The organism is Candidatus Methylomirabilota bacterium, from assembly GCA_035709005.1.
Taxonomy (GTDB): domain Bacteria; phylum Methylomirabilota; class Methylomirabilia; order Rokubacteriales; family CSP1-6; genus 40CM-4-69-5.
Map to the genome: position 1 here is coordinate 147,212 of DASTFB010000132.1, position 15,544 is coordinate 162,755.

General features: G+C 67.5%; 16 protein-coding genes. 10 read left to right on the plus strand and 6 right to left on the minus strand.

The features are described from left to right. Nucleotide 1 precedes the first annotated feature (1 nt). The 6 genes from VFR64_22600 to VFR64_22625 all read right to left on the minus strand — a co-directional run bounded on the left by VFR64_22600 (nucleotide 2) and on the right by VFR64_22625 (nucleotide 5,943). Complete coding sequence (locus VFR64_22600) at nucleotides 2-733, minus strand: ABC transporter ATP-binding protein (protein ID HET9492524.1); 732 nt, start codon at nucleotides 731-733, stop codon at nucleotides 2-4. Nucleotides 734-796: 63 nt separating this feature from the next. Further along, on the minus strand, nucleotides 797-2,125 hold the full coding sequence (locus VFR64_22605; protein ID HET9492525.1) for an ABC transporter substrate-binding protein: 1,329 nt from the start codon (nucleotides 2,123-2,125) through the stop codon (nucleotides 797-799). A gap of 63 nt (nucleotides 2,126-2,188) precedes the next feature. After that, a complete protein-coding gene (locus VFR64_22610; protein HET9492526.1) occupies nucleotides 2,189-2,800 on the minus strand; it encodes a methyltransferase domain-containing protein in 612 nt (203 codons plus the stop codon). Next, complete coding sequence (locus VFR64_22615; GenBank protein ID HET9492527.1) at nucleotides 2,797-3,423, minus strand: HAD family phosphatase; 627 nt, start codon at nucleotides 3,421-3,423, stop codon at nucleotides 2,797-2,799. The genes VFR64_22610 and VFR64_22615 overlap by 4 nt, the downstream gene beginning before the upstream one ends. Nucleotides 3,424-3,439: 16 nt before the next feature. After that, nucleotides 3,440-4,069 carry a DUF1054 family protein gene (locus VFR64_22620; protein HET9492528.1) on the minus strand — a complete coding sequence of 210 codons (630 nt, stop codon included), beginning with the start codon at nucleotides 4,067-4,069 and terminating at the stop codon, nucleotides 3,440-3,442. Between the two features lie 11 nt (nucleotides 4,070-4,080). Continuing rightward, a complete protein-coding gene (locus VFR64_22625; protein HET9492529.1) occupies nucleotides 4,081-5,943 on the minus strand; it encodes a CocE/NonD family hydrolase in 1,863 nt (620 codons plus the stop codon). 63 nt (nucleotides 5,944-6,006) lie between these two features. Between VFR64_22625 and VFR64_22630 the strand changes: the two genes are divergently transcribed. The 10 genes from VFR64_22630 to VFR64_22675 form a co-directional block, all read left to right on the plus strand. Further along, on the plus strand, nucleotides 6,007-6,381 hold the full coding sequence (locus VFR64_22630) for a cupin domain-containing protein (GenBank protein HET9492530.1): 375 nt from the start codon (nucleotides 6,007-6,009) through the stop codon (nucleotides 6,379-6,381). 36 nt (nucleotides 6,382-6,417) lie between these two features. Beyond that, nucleotides 6,418-7,368 (plus strand): SDR family oxidoreductase, encoded by a 951-nt coding sequence (locus VFR64_22635; protein ID HET9492531.1) that lies wholly within the window; start codon nucleotides 6,418-6,420, stop codon nucleotides 7,366-7,368. Then, nucleotides 7,368-8,870 carry an ABC transporter substrate-binding protein gene (locus tag VFR64_22640; protein ID HET9492532.1) on the plus strand — a complete coding sequence of 501 codons (1,503 nt, stop codon included), beginning with the start codon at nucleotides 7,368-7,370 and terminating at the stop codon, nucleotides 8,868-8,870. The genes VFR64_22635 and VFR64_22640 overlap by 1 nt, the downstream gene beginning before the upstream one ends. 14 nt (nucleotides 8,871-8,884) lie before the next feature. Continuing rightward, the gene (locus tag VFR64_22645; protein ID HET9492533.1) at nucleotides 8,885-9,829 is read left to right on the plus strand and encodes an ABC transporter permease; all 945 of its coding nucleotides are present in this window, start codon (nucleotides 8,885-8,887) and stop codon (nucleotides 9,827-9,829) included. Nucleotides 9,830-9,836: 7 nt separating this feature from the next. Next, nucleotides 9,837-10,655, plus strand: coding sequence for an ABC transporter permease (locus VFR64_22650; GenBank protein HET9492534.1), 819 nt, complete (start codon nucleotides 9,837-9,839; stop codon nucleotides 10,653-10,655). A gap of 79 nt (nucleotides 10,656-10,734) precedes the next feature. After that, on the plus strand, nucleotides 10,735-11,163 hold the full coding sequence (locus VFR64_22655; GenBank protein HET9492535.1) for a secondary thiamine-phosphate synthase enzyme YjbQ: 429 nt from the start codon (nucleotides 10,735-10,737) through the stop codon (nucleotides 11,161-11,163). 77 nt (nucleotides 11,164-11,240) lie between these two features. Next, a complete protein-coding gene (locus VFR64_22660) occupies nucleotides 11,241-12,212 on the plus strand; it encodes a GDP-mannose 4,6-dehydratase (protein HET9492536.1) in 972 nt (323 codons plus the stop codon). Next, nucleotides 12,209-13,066 carry an ABC transporter permease gene (locus tag VFR64_22665; GenBank protein HET9492537.1) on the plus strand — a complete coding sequence of 286 codons (858 nt, stop codon included), beginning with the start codon at nucleotides 12,209-12,211 and terminating at the stop codon, nucleotides 13,064-13,066. Before VFR64_22660 ends, VFR64_22665 begins: the two co-directional genes overlap by 4 nt. 1 nt (nucleotide 13,067) lies before the next feature. Next, nucleotides 13,068-13,832 carry an ABC transporter ATP-binding protein gene (locus tag VFR64_22670; protein ID HET9492538.1) on the plus strand — a complete coding sequence of 255 codons (765 nt, stop codon included), beginning with the start codon at nucleotides 13,068-13,070 and terminating at the stop codon, nucleotides 13,830-13,832. 783 nt (nucleotides 13,833-14,615) lie between these two features. Beyond that, on the plus strand, nucleotides 14,616-15,544 hold a 929-nt coding region (locus tag VFR64_22675; GenBank protein ID HET9492539.1), incomplete at its 3' end, for a hypothetical protein.

Consider the following 15,544-nt stretch of genomic DNA (forward strand, 5'->3'; position numbering starts at 1 on the left):
CTCAGGCCAGCGCGATCTTTTCGCCCAGATAGGCCTCGATCACCCGCGGGTCTTCCGCCACTGCGGCGGGCCGGCCTTCGGCGATCTTCTCGCCGTGATCGAGGACGACGACGCGGTCTACCACCCGCATGAGGGTGGCCATGATGTGCTCGATCCAGACGATCGTGATCCCCAGCTCGCCGCGGACGCGGCGCAGCATCTCGGCGGCCGCGCTCATCTCGGCCGGGTCGAGCCCGCCCAGGCTCTCGTCGGCGAGCAGCAGGCGTGGCTGCGTGGCCAGGGCCCGCGCCAGCTCCAGCTTCTTGAGGCCTCCCGCCCCGAGCATCGCCGGTGTCGCCTCGGGATCGGAGGGCAACCCGACCAGCTCGAGGACGCGGCGGGCCTGCGCCCCGGCCTGGGCCCGCCCGTCGCGGCGGTTCGTCCCGAAGTGCGCGGCGACGGCGACGTTCTCCAGGATGGAGAGCTTGCGAAAGGGCCGGGGGATCTGGAACGTCCGGGCCAGGCCGCGGTGGCACACGGCGTCCGGAGTGAGGCCGGCCAGCTCCTCGCCCTGGAAGCGGATGGATCCGCTCGTCGGGGTGAGCGCGCCCGAGATGCAGTTGAAGGCGGTGGTCTTGCCGGAGCCGTTGGGCCCGATGAGACCGAGGATCTCTCCCTCGGCGACCTCGAAGCTCACGCCGTTGAGCGCGGTGAAGCCGCCGAACCGCTTGCTGAGGCCGCTCACGCTCAGCACGACGGAGCGCCGTCCTCGGCCGCCCAGGCGACGCTGGTCGCCCGGGCGGAGCGGGTCGGTGTCCTACCGCGCGGCAAACGGTGACGAGGGCGGCAGGGGCAGCACCGCCTTCGCCGTGGCCACGCTCGTGGGATAGACGAGGGCGAACTTGCTCTCGATCACCTGGAAGACCGCGGGGTAGGCGCGCTCGTTCTGGCCGGCGAAGCGGTGTCCGGGCGGGTAGAACTTCACGCCGTACCCTTGCATCGTCCCACCTTCGGGAATGTCGGTGTCGCGGGCGGCCGCGGCGAGGGCCTCGGGCGTCCAGCCCCCGTGCTTCTGGATGGCGCGGGGCAGGACGTCGTTGAACAGGATCCACAGGTTGTTGAAGCCCATCGACACGTGCGGGGCGATGGCCCCCACCGGGATGTCCTTGTCGAATTGGGCCTGGAAGCGCCGCACCATCTCCGCGGTCAGGTTGCCGACACCGGGCTTGAGCTTCTTGGCGTCGATGAGCTGCGAGGCGATGGGGTCGACCGTGTGGAAGAACTCCACGTCCTTGCCGAACGCCTCCTTGAGCTTGTCGAGCTGACTGTGGCCGGCGCCGTGACCGATGTAGGCCTTCACCCGCAGCCCCTGCTCCTTGGCCTGGCGCAGGAACAGCGAGATGTCAGGGTTGTAGCCCGTGTGGAACAGGACGTCCGGCCGGGAGGCCCGGAGCTTCGTGACCAGCGCGGACAGATCGGGGGCGCTGGCCGAGTAGCCTTCCTTGAGCACCAGATTGACCCCGCGCTCCTTGGCGCGGGTCTCGTTGCCCAGCGCCACGTCGGCGCCGTACGGGCCGTCCTCGTAGATGACGGCGACGCGAAGGGCCTTGGGGTCCTTGCCCAGCCGGCTCTGCGCATGCTCGACGATGTACTGCATCGACAGCTCGCCGAACTGGGTGCCGGTCGGCTGCGGCCGGAAGGTGTATTGCAGATTGCGGCCGTCGAAGACCTTGGAGGAAATGGCCGTCGTGATCCAGAGGAACTTCTTCTGGCGGTCCACCTTCTCGGCCAGCGGCACCGCGTGGGCGCTGGAGTACACGCCGGCCAGGATGTCGACCTTCTCGGCGTTGAGGAGACGCTCGGCCTCGTTGATGGCCACTTCGGCCTTGGATTGGCTGTCGCCGTCCACCTGCACGATCCTGTACTTGCCGAGGACGCCGCCCCGCTCGTTGACGTAGTCGATGATCATCTTGGCGCCCCGCCAGCAGTTGAGCGAGCCGGCCGCCGAGAAGGGGCCCGTGTGATCGTAGAGGACTCCGACCTTGATGGTCTTGCCCTGGCCGTGGGCCTGCGGCCACGGCATGACGGCCAGCGTTACGAAAGCGGCAGCCATCACCAGCGCCGACGGTACGCGCAATGATTTCATGCGGGGCCTCCCCGGGCTGAAAGTGCCCGTAACGTTAACATGCCGCCTGGAGCCGTCCAAGCCTCAGGCCGGGCGCTGCTTCACGGCGTGGACCATCCATTCCTGGGCCGCGCGGGCTGCGACGGGGCGGGCCGGTGGCCCTTCCCACGCGATGCGAAACGCGCGGGCCAGGCGCCGGCGGATTTCGGGTTGGCTGACGGGGAACGGTGGTCCGCCGCCCGAAGCCCGAATGGGGAAGAAGCAGGCCCAGAACCAGCCGCCGGGCTTGAGAATGGCGGCCATCGCGCGTACGTACTCGCTCCGCCGGCCGGGATCGATGGCGCAGAAGCACGTGTACTCCCAGATCCCGTCGAAGGCCTCCGCGCACTCGGTCGGCAGGCTGAAGAGATCGCGCTGCTCGAAGGTGACCGCGACACCCGCCTGCCGCGCCAGCCGGCGGGCCTCCGTGATGGCCGCCTTGGCGAAGTCGAAGCCCACTGTCTCGTAACCGTGTCGGGCCAGGAAGCGAGCGTCGTGGCCACGCCCGCATCCCGGGACCGCCACCCGTCCGCGGGGCGGTGGCGTCCGCTCGACGAGGTCCACGAGCGAGGGATGGGGACCGCCCAACTCCCACCCGTCGTGGTGGTCGGCGTAGAGCGCCTCCCAGAATTCCGAAGCGCTGACCGGTGCGCTCACAGGGGCCATGAGCAGACTTCGAAGTTCGCGATGACGCGTTCGGCCCCGGCGCCGAGCAGCTCCGTTTCCGTGTGGGCGGTCGTGACACCGATCACTCGCATGCCCGCTCGGCGCGCTGCCTCGACACCCACGGTGGAGTCCTCGAAGACCAGGCAGTGGACCGGGGATACGGCGAGGCCATGGGCGGCCAGCAGATAGACCTCGGGGTCCGGTTTGCCGCGTGCCACATCCTCCGCCGTCACGATGACGCCGAAGCGAGAGAGGAGACCGAGTACGCCGAGGAGACGGGTGGCATCGGCCCGGCGCGCCGACGTGGCGACGCCCACGGGCACCCCGCGACGGTATAGCTCATCCACGAACGCCAGCGCGCCCGGAATCGCTGGCGGCGCGGTACCAGAGAGGCGAACGTAGTACTCGTGCTTACGCCGAGACAGGTCACGCGCCTGAGCGGCCGTCAGGTCGCCACCGAGCAGCCAGGCGATTGCTTCGTGAGCCGGGCGGCCGATGGTCCGTCGCCAGAACTCCGGGGGCGGAGGCACGCCCAGCTCCTCGAGCAGGGCTCCCCAGGCCGCCCGATGGAAGGCGCCCGAGTCGACGAGGACGCCGTCCATGTCGAACACCACAGCGGCGACGCCGTGCTTAGCGGAGGCGATAGAGCGGGGCCAGGGCGCGGAAGGTTTCCAGCGCCGCTTCCCGGTACCGGGCGTCGGTCCAGCGCGCCGCCTCGGCAGCGGTTACGGCCCGGCCGATCACGAACTGACCGTCCCGGGTGCGCGTGAGCTCGTCGATGAGCTCGACCAGCTGCTCCTGGCCCAGGTCGGCCAGCATCGCCGCCGGATCTTCGTCGTGCTCGTTCTTGAACCAGCCGAGGCCCTTCACCCGGCGGAGGACGGGTCCCAGCTTCGGCGCATTCCGCAGCCAGGCGGCTGTCCACCGCCGCTTGTCGTCGTGCTCGGGGCCGACCTCGAAGAGGAAGCGCACCGCGTTGCGAGAGATGGCGACCTTGAAGTGCGGAGACTTCTTGTAGCCGCGCTCGTTGCCACCGAAGGCGACCCAGGTGTCGTCCGGGGGATTGACCGTGCGCCGGGCGTGCTTGGCCACGTGGGCGAACGTCGCCTCCCCGGTGGTGTGCTGAATGGCCGGGGCCAGGCTGTGGCCCAGCGTTTCCAGCTTGGGCCGGATCCGGGTCCGGAGCTCCTGCATCCGGGGCTGAAAGCCCTTCACGTCGAACACCTTGAAATCAGCGTTGGCGAAGGCGGAAGACGGCATGGCTCGTCTCCTCAGGTCTCGATCAGGGGCAGGACGATGTGCGAGGGGCGCTCGGCATCGTGGTGAATGGTGTTCACGGCCACTCGCATCGTCGGGCTGGCCCACAGCGGGTCGCCGGTATTGGGATTGACGTCGAAGCGCGGGTAGTTCGAGGACGAGATGTCCAGCCGGATGCGGTGTCCGGCCCGGAAACGATTCGCCGTGGGGTAGAGCGAGAACACGCACCGGGTCGGCGTGCCTGGCGTCAGCGGCTCCGGGCGGCCGCCACTGCGATAACGCAAGCGCAGGATCGAGTCGGTGAGGTTCATGGCGAAGCCGAAGGGATAATCGGCGCTGGGGGGGTGGACGTCGATGAGCTTCGCCGTCACGTCGGTGTCGGGGGCGTCCGAGGAGACCCAGAGGACGACCGTGACGGGGCCGGTAACCTCCACGTCTCGGGCCAGCGGCTCGCTCTGCCAGACCAGCACGTCGGGGCGCGAGGCCAGCGGCAGGTACGGAGGCGCCGACCCCAGGAACCGTGGATCCTCCCGCTGATCGAAGGCGCCGGGGATACCGATCATGTCGCGCTCTCGCTCCTCGGCGGGGATGTCGGGCGCGCCCGCGGGCCGGGGCATGAGCCCGACGAGCGACGACATGTTGCCGCCGACGGTCGGCACGGGGTGCCGCGGATCGAACACGAAGCGGCTGACGGCCTCGGCCGCGGTCGGCCGGGTCGAGGCGAGCCGGCCGCCTGTGTGCAGGTAGTATTCGGTGAACCGCGTGCGCGGCAGTGGCCACTCCCGCTCCTCGCGCCACTGCCCCCCGTGGTCGAGACGACCCGAGGGCGTTCGTCGCCCGGAGCCGCCGCCCATGACGAACAGACGCAGCGGCGGCCCCCCGTCGGGCTCGCCCTTCAGCGCCCGGTCGAAGAAGGCCAGGCGCTCCTCGTTGTGGTCGAACGGCGCCGTGGGGCCGAACTCCACGTCGCCGGCGTTGCTCAGCGCGAGTTGGCGTACGCCGTGCGTCCACGGTCCCATGATGGCCTGCACCGGCCCGCGCTTGCGGTTCCTCAGCCCCACGAAGTTCTCGAGGTTGGCCCGGGTATAGGAATCGTACCAGCCGGAGAGGAACATCATCGGACAGTCGGCGAAGCGGTCCCAGTGCCGCTCGAGGTTGAAGCCGGGCTGCGCCCAGAAGTTGTCGTCGTCGCCGTGGGTGGCGATGGCGAACGCCCATGCCTCGTAAGCCGGGAGCAGCGCCAGCGGAGAGGCCCCCCGCTTGAGCGGCATCCGGGTGAGCCATTCGCGCACGTTGACCGAACCCAGCGCGCGCTCCAGCACCGGGTCGGCCTTGGCTTCGCGGGACTTGGCCCCCTGCCAGAACGCCCAGCACAGGAAGCGCATCTCGAAGGCGCCGTTGTGCCGCACCGTGGAGGTCCGGGCATTGGAGCCCGCCTCGTCGACCCACATGGCGGCGAGGTGGGGTGGATTCAACGCGGCCGCCGTCACCTGGGTCCACCCGGCGTACGAGAGGCCGAACGTGCCCACCTTGCCGTTGCACCAGGGCTGACGCGCGATCCACTCGACGGTGTCGTAGCCGTCCTCGGGCTCCTGGGTGAGGAAGGTGAAGCTGCCCTCCGAGCGGTAGCGTCCACGGACATCCTGGAGAACGACGACGTATCCACGCTCCGCGTACCAGAGGCCATTGGCTTCCACGCGGTCCGGAGCGTCTTTGGAGTAGGGCGTGCGCTCGAGCAGGGTCGGCAACGGCGTGTCGACGAAGGCGCCGCCGCGCGCGGGCCGATAGACGTCGGCGGCGAGATGAACGCCGTCGCGCATGGGAACCATCACGTTCTTGACGACGATGACCTCGTACTGCGGCTTGCTGTCTTTCATCGCGTGGGGCTGAGCGGGTAGTCTAAGCGCGTCAGGCGTGGACTTTCAACAGGAGGTCGGCTGATGAGCGAGGCAGGATGCTTCCACAACGTCGGCAGCGGTGGGATCACGCGCGAGCTGGCGCCGGGAATCACGGCGCGCATCTTTCCCGGCGTCCATGCGATGCTCTCCATCGTCACGTTGGAGCCCAACTCGGTGTCGCCGGTGCACTCGCATTCCAACGAGCAGTGGGGCTTCTGCCTCGAGGGCGAGTGGATTCGCGTCCAGGACGGCGTCGAGCACCACGTGAAGGCGGGTGACTTCTGGCAGACACCCCCGAACGTGTCGCACGGGGGCCGCACGCTGGCGCGACGTTGCGTCGTGCTGGACATTTTCGCACCACCCCGCGAGGAGTACCGTCAGCCCGGCCGTGGCCTGGGCGCCGCCACCATCGCCTGAATCCGGTCCGATGCGCCGGAATGCTACAATCTGCCGGTGAAATCTCGGGTTCTCGTCACGGGGGGCGCCGGGTTCATCGGCTCGCACCTCGTCGAACGACTCCTCGCCGGCGGCCACGCCGTGCGCGTCCTCGACAACTTTTCGACAGGAAGCCGCGCCAACCTGCCCTTCGCCGCGCGCTACGGCGCGGCGCTCGAGGTGACCGAGGGCGATATCCGCAGTGGCCAGACCGTGGCCAGCGCCCTGGCCGGCGTCAGTCTCGTCTTCCATCAGGCCGCCATGCGGTCGGTGCCGCGCTCGGTCGAGGATCCGCTGGGGGCCAACGAGCACAACGTCACCGGCACGCTCAACGTGCTCGAGGCCGCCCGGCGGACCGGCGTGCGGCGCGTGGTCTATGCCTCGTCTTCCTCGGTCTACGGGGACCGTCCCGACCTGCCCAAGCGCGAGGACCAGCCGCCGGCGCCGATCTCGCCGTATGCGGTCTCGAAGACGGCCGGCGAGCAGTACGCCGCCGTGTGGCACCGCCTGTTCGGGCTGGAGACGGTGGGCCTGCGCTACTTCAACGTCTTCGGCCCCCGTCAGGACCCGGCGTCCGAATACGCGGCGGTGATCCCCCGCTTCATCCTGTGGGGGCTTCGGGGCGAGCCGTTGCAAGTGCACGGCGATGGCGAGCAGTCGCGGGACTTCACCTACGTCGACAACGTGGTGGACGCCAACGTGATGGCCGCTCACGCCGACGGCGTCGGTGGCGAGGTCTTCAACGTCGGCTGCGGCGCCCGCGTCAGCCTGCTCGATATCGCGGCCCGGCTGGAGACGCTGCTGGGGCGGCGGCTCGAGCGGCGCCACGGTCCGGCGCGGCCGGGTGACGTCCGCCACACCCTGGCCGATATCGACAAGGCCAAACGGATGCTTGGCTACATGCCGGTCGTGGGCTTCGACGAAGGCTTCCGCCGGACGCTCGAGTACTTCCGGGCACCTTCACGGTGATGCGATCGCCGCTGTCCCTCGCGCTGGTCGGCCTGGGGCTCACCCTCGCCATCGTCGGGGCCGCCGCCCCCACCGACCTCACCGTCCAGGTGACGACCGAGCCCCCCGGGCTCGATCTGACGGCGACGCCGGCGTCGGCCACCGCCGCCGTCGTCCACTACAACGTCCAGGAGTGCCTGGTGAAGGTCGATCGCCACGGCAAGCTCGTGCCCTGGCTGGCCGAGCGATGGCACACCGCCGACGGCCGCGTGTACACCTTCTTCCTCAAGCGGGGGGTCAAGTTCCACAACGGGCGCGAGCTCAAGGCCGCCGACGTCAAGTTCGCCATCGAGCGGGCGAGGAACCCCGAGACCAGGCACCCCCATCGGGAGCATTACGCGAGCATCCAGGAGATCACCGTCAAGGACGACGCCACCATCACGTTCATCCTGACGCAGCCCAACCCCGACTTCCTCCTCAACCTGGCCCGACAGGGCTCCGTCATCTATCCGCGGGAGGCGGTAGAGACGCTCAAGAGCGCGCCCGTGGGGACGGGCCCGTACGTCCTGGCCGAGTGGGTGAGGGGCGACCGCATCGTCTTCCGGCGCAACCCGGACTATCACGTCGCCGGGTTGCCCCGAATCGAGCGCGTGACCTGGCGCTTCATCGCCGATCCCAACGCGGCGCTGGCCGGCCTCAAGGCCGGGGACATCGATGCCTCGCTGTTCGGGCTGGGGCCCGAGCACGTCACCGGCCTCAGGAAGGATGGGCGCTTCACCGTGATCGTGGGCGACACCACCAACGACGTGATCATGGCCATGAACAACCTGCGCAAGCCCTACACGGATGCGCGGGTGCGTCGGGCGATCACGCACGCCATCGACAAGCGCGAGGTGCTCGAGGGGGCCATGTTCGGGATGGGCAAGATCCTCGGCAGCAACGTCGACCCGCTGAACCCCTACTACGTCGACCTGGCGGGGGCGTTGCCCTACGATCAGGCCAAAGCCCGGAAGCTTCTGGCCGAGGCGGGGTACCCCAACGGCTTCGAGGCCGTACTGAAGGTGAGCCCGCAGTACCCCTACACCGTGCGGACCGGCGAGATCATCGCTCACCAGCTGAGCAGGGTCGGCGTGCGCGTGCGCATCGAGCAGATCGAATGGGGCCAGTGGCTGGCGCGAGTGTACTGTCGGCCCCCCTGTACCACCCCCGAGTACGACCTGACGATCATCGGGCACGCCGAGTCCTGGGACCTCGGCAACTACGCCAATCCGAAATACTACTTCCGGTACGACAGCCCGGAGCTCCAGGAGCTCTACCGGAAGTCGCAGGCCACGGTGGACGACAAAGCGCGCCGTGCGCTCTACGTCCAGATGCAGAGGCGGCTGGTGGAGGACGCCCCGGTGGTCTTCCTCTACATGCACCCGCGCCTGGCCGTGGCCAGGAAGGGGCTGCAGGGGCTCTGGCAGGATCTGCCCGCCCTTTCGGGGGACCTCTCGGAAGTGTCGTGGGCGCCGACGAAGTAGCGCCGGCCTGAGCCGTGCGCCGCCACCTGCTGAGGCGGGGCGCGGCGTTCGTCGCCACGCTTTTCTTCGTCTCGGTCCTGGTCTTCGTGGTCATCCGCGTGCTGCCGGGGGACCCCGCCCAGCTCATCATGGGGACCGAGGGCAGCCCGGAAGCCGTCGCTCGCCTCCGCGAGGCCCTGGGACTGAACCGGCCCCTGGCCGCGCAGTACGTCGACTGGGCCGGGCGGGCTCTCCACGGCGACCTGGGCGTCTCCATCCAGTACGACCTGCCGGTGACCCGCCTGATCGTGAGCCGACTGCCCGTCACGGTGCCGCTGACGCTCATGGCCGCAGCCTTCATGATCGTGATCGCCGTCCCGCTGGGCCTGTATGCCGCCACGCGGCACCGCCACGCGGGCGATTACGTGACCATGGTCCTGTCCCAGCTGGGGATCGCCATCCCGGCATTCTGGCTGGGGTTGCTGCTCATCCTCCTGTTCTCGGTGCGCCTGGGGTGGCTGCAGTCCGGCGGCTTCGAGGGCTGGAGGCAGGGGCTGGGCGCGGGACTGCGCTCGCTGCTCCTTCCCGCGATCGCCCTGGGCGTCTTCCAGGCGGCGGTGCTCATCCGGGCCACCCGGTCGGCCGTCCTCGACGTCCTCGGCGAGGAATACGTCCGCACAGCGCGGGCCAAGGGCGTTCCCGAGGTTTCGGTGATCGGCAAGCACGCGTTCCGCAATGCGCTCATTCCGGTGGTCACCGTGGCCGGGTTCCAGCTCGGGCACCTGCTGGCCGGCTCCATCGTCCTGGAAACCGTGTTCGCGTTGCCCGGCCTCGGACGACTGGCGCTCGGCGCCATCGCCGCGCGTGATCTGCCCCTGGTGCAGGGGGTGACGGTCTTCGTGGCGGGGACGATCGTGCTGGTCAACTTCCTCGTGGATCTGGCCTACGGGCTGCTTGATCCGCGAATCCGGTACGAGTAGGCGGCTCGTGAGCCGGCGCCCGGTCAGGCATGTCAGCTTCATGGTCGGGCTCGTCATCACCGGGCTGCTGCTGGCGACCGCAGCGCTCAGCGCGCTGTGGACGCCGGCCGATCCGCTGGCCATGTCGATCGGCGACCGGCTCCAGGCGCCGTCGGCCGCCCACCCTTTCGGCACCGATCAGTACGGGCGGGACGTCCTGTCCCGGGTGATGGTGGGGGCCGTCGGCTCGATCTCGGTGGGCGTCATCGCCGTAGGCATCGGCCTCGGGCTCGGCGTGCTGATCGGAACCATCAGCGGCTGGGTCGGAGGCTGGCCGGACGAAGGCCTCATGCGACTCATGGACGCCGTGCAGGGGTTCCCGGCGATCCTGTCCGCGCTGATGTTTGCCGCGATCTTCTCGCCGGGCGTCGGCCTCAGCATGGTGGCGATCGGCCTGGCCTTCGTGCCGGCCTTCGCCCGCCTGACGCGCAGCAGCTTCCTCGCCCTGCGGGAGCGGGAGTTCGTCCTGGCCGCCCGGGCCCTGGGAGCGGGGGACCCCCGCCTCATCGCGCGCCACGTCCTGCCCAACACGCTGGCGCCCCTGCTCGTGCAGGCCACCACGAGCTTCCCGGTGGCGGTCCTGGCGGAAGCGGCGCTGGCCTATCTGGGGCTCGGCACCCAGCCGCCGCACCCCTCCTGGGGACTGATGCTCAAGGAAGCACAGAACTTCCTGTCGTTGAGCCCCTCCTTCGCGGTCTTTCCCGGCGCCGCCATCGCCGTGACCGTGCTGGGCCTGAACCTGCTCGGTGACGGCCTCAGGGATCTTCTGGACCCCCGCACGGCGTAGAACGCCATAGGTGTCAACGATGTAATCTTTTCCACAGGGATGTTGACTTTTTACGAGGCGTGTCGCTATCGTACGCAACATGAAGACGTTCACCGCCTCCGTCACGTTGACCAGCGATGAGCGCACCGAGGTCTCCGATATCACCAAGGACGTCCGCGACGCCGTTCACCAGTTCGCGGTGACGAACGGCATCGCCCTCGTCAACACCCTGCACACGACCTGCGCGCTGTTCGTCAACGAGTACCAGGCAGCCCTGATGGACGACGTCAAGCGCATGCTGGAGCGGTTGGTGCCCGAGCGCGGGGGCTACCGTCACGACGACCCTCGCTACTCCGACTGCGAGCGGGGCAACGGGCACTCGCATCTGCGGGCGGCCCTGCTGGGACGCAGCGTGGCCGTGGGCATCAGCAACGGCGAGCTGGTGCTCGGGCGCTTCCAGTCCATCATCCTCGCCGAGCTCGACGGTCCGCGGAAGCGGGAGATCACGGTGCAGGTGATCGGGGAGTAGGCCCGGCGTTCTCCCCGCCGATCGCGGTTCCCTTTGTTGTCCTTTGAAACGGTCCCCGGCACGGAGATAATCGACTCGTGCGCATCTTGATCACCGGCATCACCGGATTCGTCGGCAGCTACTTCGCCGAGCTGGCGCTGGAGTTGGGGGCCGAGGTGTACGGCTCCTGCCGCTGGCGGAGCAAGACCGAGAACATCGACCACCTCCAGGGCCGGGTCCGGCTCATCGAGTGCGATCTGCGCGATCTGTCCTCGGTCCACCACCTCCTGGGTGTGGCGCAGCCGGATTTCGTCATCCACCTCGCCGCCCAGAGCTACGTCGCCACCTCCTGGCACGCGCCCGCCGAGACCATCACCACGAATGTGATCAGCCAGATCAATCTGCTCGAAGCGATTCTGGCGCGTAAGGGCACACCGCCGCGGTTCCTGGTGATCGGGTCGAGCGAGGAATATGGACTCGTCCACGCCGACGAGATGCCCATCAAGGAGACGAATCCCTTGCGGCCGCTCTCGCCCTACGCGGTGAGCAAGGTCACGCAGGACCTCATGGGGTATCAGTACTTCAAGAGCTACGGGCTGCCCATCGTGCGCGCCCGTGCCTTCAACCACGAGGGGCCCCGTCGCGGGGACGTCTTCGTGACATCGAACTTCGCGCGGCAGATCGCGGAGATCGAGGCCGGTCAACGGGAGCCGGTGATCTTCGTGGGCAACCTGGCCGCCCGCCGGGATTACACCGACGTCCGGGACGTCATCGCCGGCTACTGGCAGCTGTTGAAGGACGGTGCACCGGGCGAGGTCTACAATCTGTGCTCGGGGCGGGCCTGGGCGATCCAGGAGGTGCTCGACTTCCTGCTGGCGCAGTCGAAGGGGCGCGCCATCGCCGTCCGGGAAGACCCCGCCCGGCTTCGCCCCTCGGATGTCCCCATGCTGGTGGGCGACGCCACCAAGATCAAGCGGGCCGTCGGTTGGGCGCCGAAGATTCCGTTCGAGCAAACGCTCCGGGACGTCCTCGACTACTGGCGGGCCCGCTGCCGGCGTCGAGAAACGTGAGCGGGGCGCGCGCCGTCGGTCTGGACGCGAATCCGGCCCGATCCGACTCGGGGCTGCTGCACGGGCTCGTGTATCGAGTCATGGAACGGACCCGGGAGCTCTACCGCTACCGGGTCCTCGTCGAGGTGCTGATCCGGCGCGAGCTGAAAGCGCGCTATCGGGGAACGGTGCTCGGCTTCCTGTGGTCCTTCGTTAACCCGCTCATCCTCATGGCGCTCTACGTGCTGGTGTTCTCGGTCTATCTCCGGGTCGACATGCCCAACTATCCGGCATTTCTGCTCAGCGGGATCTTCCCGTGGCTGTGGTTCTCCTCGAGCGTGAACGAGGCGACGCTGGCCATCACCAGCAACGGCGGGCTGATTCGGAAGGTGTACCTGCCCTCTGAGGTCTTCCCCCTGGTTCCCCTGGGCTCGAACATGTTCCACTTCGTCGCCAGCCTGCCCATCCTGTTCGGCTTCCTCCTGTGGGCCGGGCTGACCCCCTCCTGGAGCCTGCTGATCTTGCCGGTCATCGTGGGCCTGCAGGTGCTGTTCACGTACGGGATCGCGCTGGCCGTTTCGGCGCTGGTCGTCCAGTTCCGGGATCTGTTCTACATCGTGCCGAATCTGATGACCGCGTTTTTCTTCGCCACGCCCATCTTCTATCCGGCCACCATGGTTCCCGAGCGGTATCGGATCCTGCTCGACGTCAACCCGCTCAGCTACCTCATCATGGCCTACCAGGACGTTTTGTTCTTCGGCCGCGTGCCCTCGCCGGAGCGGCTGGCGGCGCTGGCCGTGGGGTCGTGGCTCGTGCTGGCGGCGGGCATGGCGGTGTTCGATTCACGCAAGGACAGTTTCGCTGAAGAGGTCTGACGTGGGGGAGCGCGACACCGCCATCGAGCTTCGCGAGGTGTCCAAACGGTACTGGCGTCATTCGCACCGGCCGACGGCGAGCACTCTGAAGTCGTACCTGCTGCGCGACCTCTGGTCGCGTCGGCGCCTCGACGCGGACGCCATCTGGGCGCTGCGAGGCGTGAGTCTCGACGTCGATTCGGGCACGACGCTCGGCATCATCGGTCGCAACGGCTCCGGCAAAAGCACGCTGCTCAAGCTGGTCAACCGGGTGCTCAAGCCGGACGCCGGAACAGTCACCGTGCGCGGGACGGTGGCGTCTCTGGTCGAGTTGGGGGCGGGCTTTCATCCCGAGCTCACCGGCCGGGAGAACGTCGTCATCAACGGAACCATTCTCGGGCTGACCAAGAAGGAAATCCGGGCGCGGTTCGACGAGATCGTCGCGTTCGCCGAGCTCGCCGACTGCATCGACGAACCCGTCCGGACCTACTCGTCCGGCATGTACATGCGATTGGGGTTTTCCATCGCCGTGCACGTGGATCCCGACATCCTGCTCATAGACGAGATCCTGGCCGTCGGCGATCAGCCGTTCACGCAGAAGTGCATGAGCCGGATGAACCGTTTCAAGGAGGTGGGCAAGACCATCGTCTTCGTGAGCCATGATCTGGACGTCGTCCGGTCGTGGTGCGGGGACGCCGTGTGGCTCGACCGAGGAGTCGTCCGCGAACGGGGCAAGCCCGGGGACGTGGTGGATGCGTACCTGGCCTCGTTGAGCCAGAAGCCGTGAAGGGGCGCTTTCTGCCCCTGATGCAATGCTGTTGCTTCCTCGTATTCGGATGCCTGATCGTCCTCACTCCGGGCAGCGCGGTCGCAGCATTCATCTACACGCTGTTCTAGCGCGGCACGACCCGGAACAAGGTCGGCGGACTCTGATCATCATTGGGCAACTCTTTGACGGCCCCATGCAGCCGCTTGAGACGCGCGTTGCCGGAAGCGCGGTTCATTGACGGGGCAGTCAGTGGGACAGGCGTGATCTAGGCAGAACTCAGGGCGCGAAGGCGATTTGAAGCCGTTCATCCATCGATTTTCATCTATCAGCTACGTGGGCAACGATCTGTTGGATATCCGATACCCCGTCAACTCGACGGAGCTGTCCATTCCAGCGGAATCTCTACTGCCTGGCCACCAAGCGGTTGCGGTCGATTGGCTACGTCAACTATCGATTGGGCCGGCTCGTGCAGGCCGTCGATCGCAGGATACGGCAGACGTCATTCCCATGTGTCGCAGGTCGACGAGACCGGTGTTACTTCGCCAATGACAAGCATCTCAATTCGGTTGGCCAGGCCACCGTCGCAGGTTTCTGGCCCAGAAACTCGATCTTCACGGATCAGCAATGACGCGGTATTCCTGAGGATCCCTCGTCGGAATTGCAGGGTCCGCCGCATGTGAAGGCATCATTCTCGGGACGAATTCCAGGCGACAGGAGAACTGGGCTACAATACCGCTCGAGCGCGATGGTAATTCTCCGGTTTGAGCCTGACGTAGACCTGTGAGGCGGGTTACGCGCGTCGTGGCCGGGATCGCCGTCGCGGTCGGCATTGCCCTATCATCCCTGGAGGTTCTCGCAATCATCGCCATGTCGGCCCGAGACGGCCGATATATCTCAGCTCGCGAGCGGTTTCACCGGGGGGCGAACCGATACACCGAGGAGGTGACGCGCGGCGGGTCCGGATGCCAGTACGTCGACTCCCTCTTTCCGCACCCCTATCTCGGTTTCGTCCACCACCGGAACCCGCCGTGTGGTCTTCCTAACATCAACAACGTGGGTCTGTTCGGTGTGAATTTCCCGGCCGAGCGCCTGACCGACCGGTTCGTGATCCTGGTGACCGGCGGCTCCGTGGCCGCGCAGTTCGCGCAGATTGTTCCGAATGGGCCCAGGTATCTGGAGACGATCCTCAACGAGTCCTATCTGAGCCCGACCGGCAAGCCATTCCTGGTGTTGAACGGTGGAGATGGCGCTTGGAAACAGCCGCAGCAGGCGATTCTCTTCCTCCTGTGGAGCGATGTGGTCGACGGCCTGATCACACTGGATGGCTTCAACGAAGTCGGGGCGGTGGCGGGAGGGTTGCGCTTCGAGTACCCTGCGAACAATTTCGCACTCGTCAACCCCCTGGCGACGGAGCGTTACGACGCGGTCGTCATCCGCTGGTTTCTGGGCCGATTGGTCGGTAGAGTGAGCAATAATCCCATCACATCCCGTTCTCACGCAGTATTCATGGCGGTTCGAGCAGCGCGCCGGATGCTCGACCATCAGGCCCGCGCGGAGAAGCACAAGGGGACGACAGTGGAAAGCCTCTTCTGGCTGCCGCCCGAATGGGATGAGAATAAGCGGATCGGTGCGGCCCTCGAGCAGTACAAGAAGTATGTCCGTTCCATGGACGCCATTGGGCGCGATCGGAAAATCCGAATGGCCTACTTCATACAGCCTGTCCCGGCCAT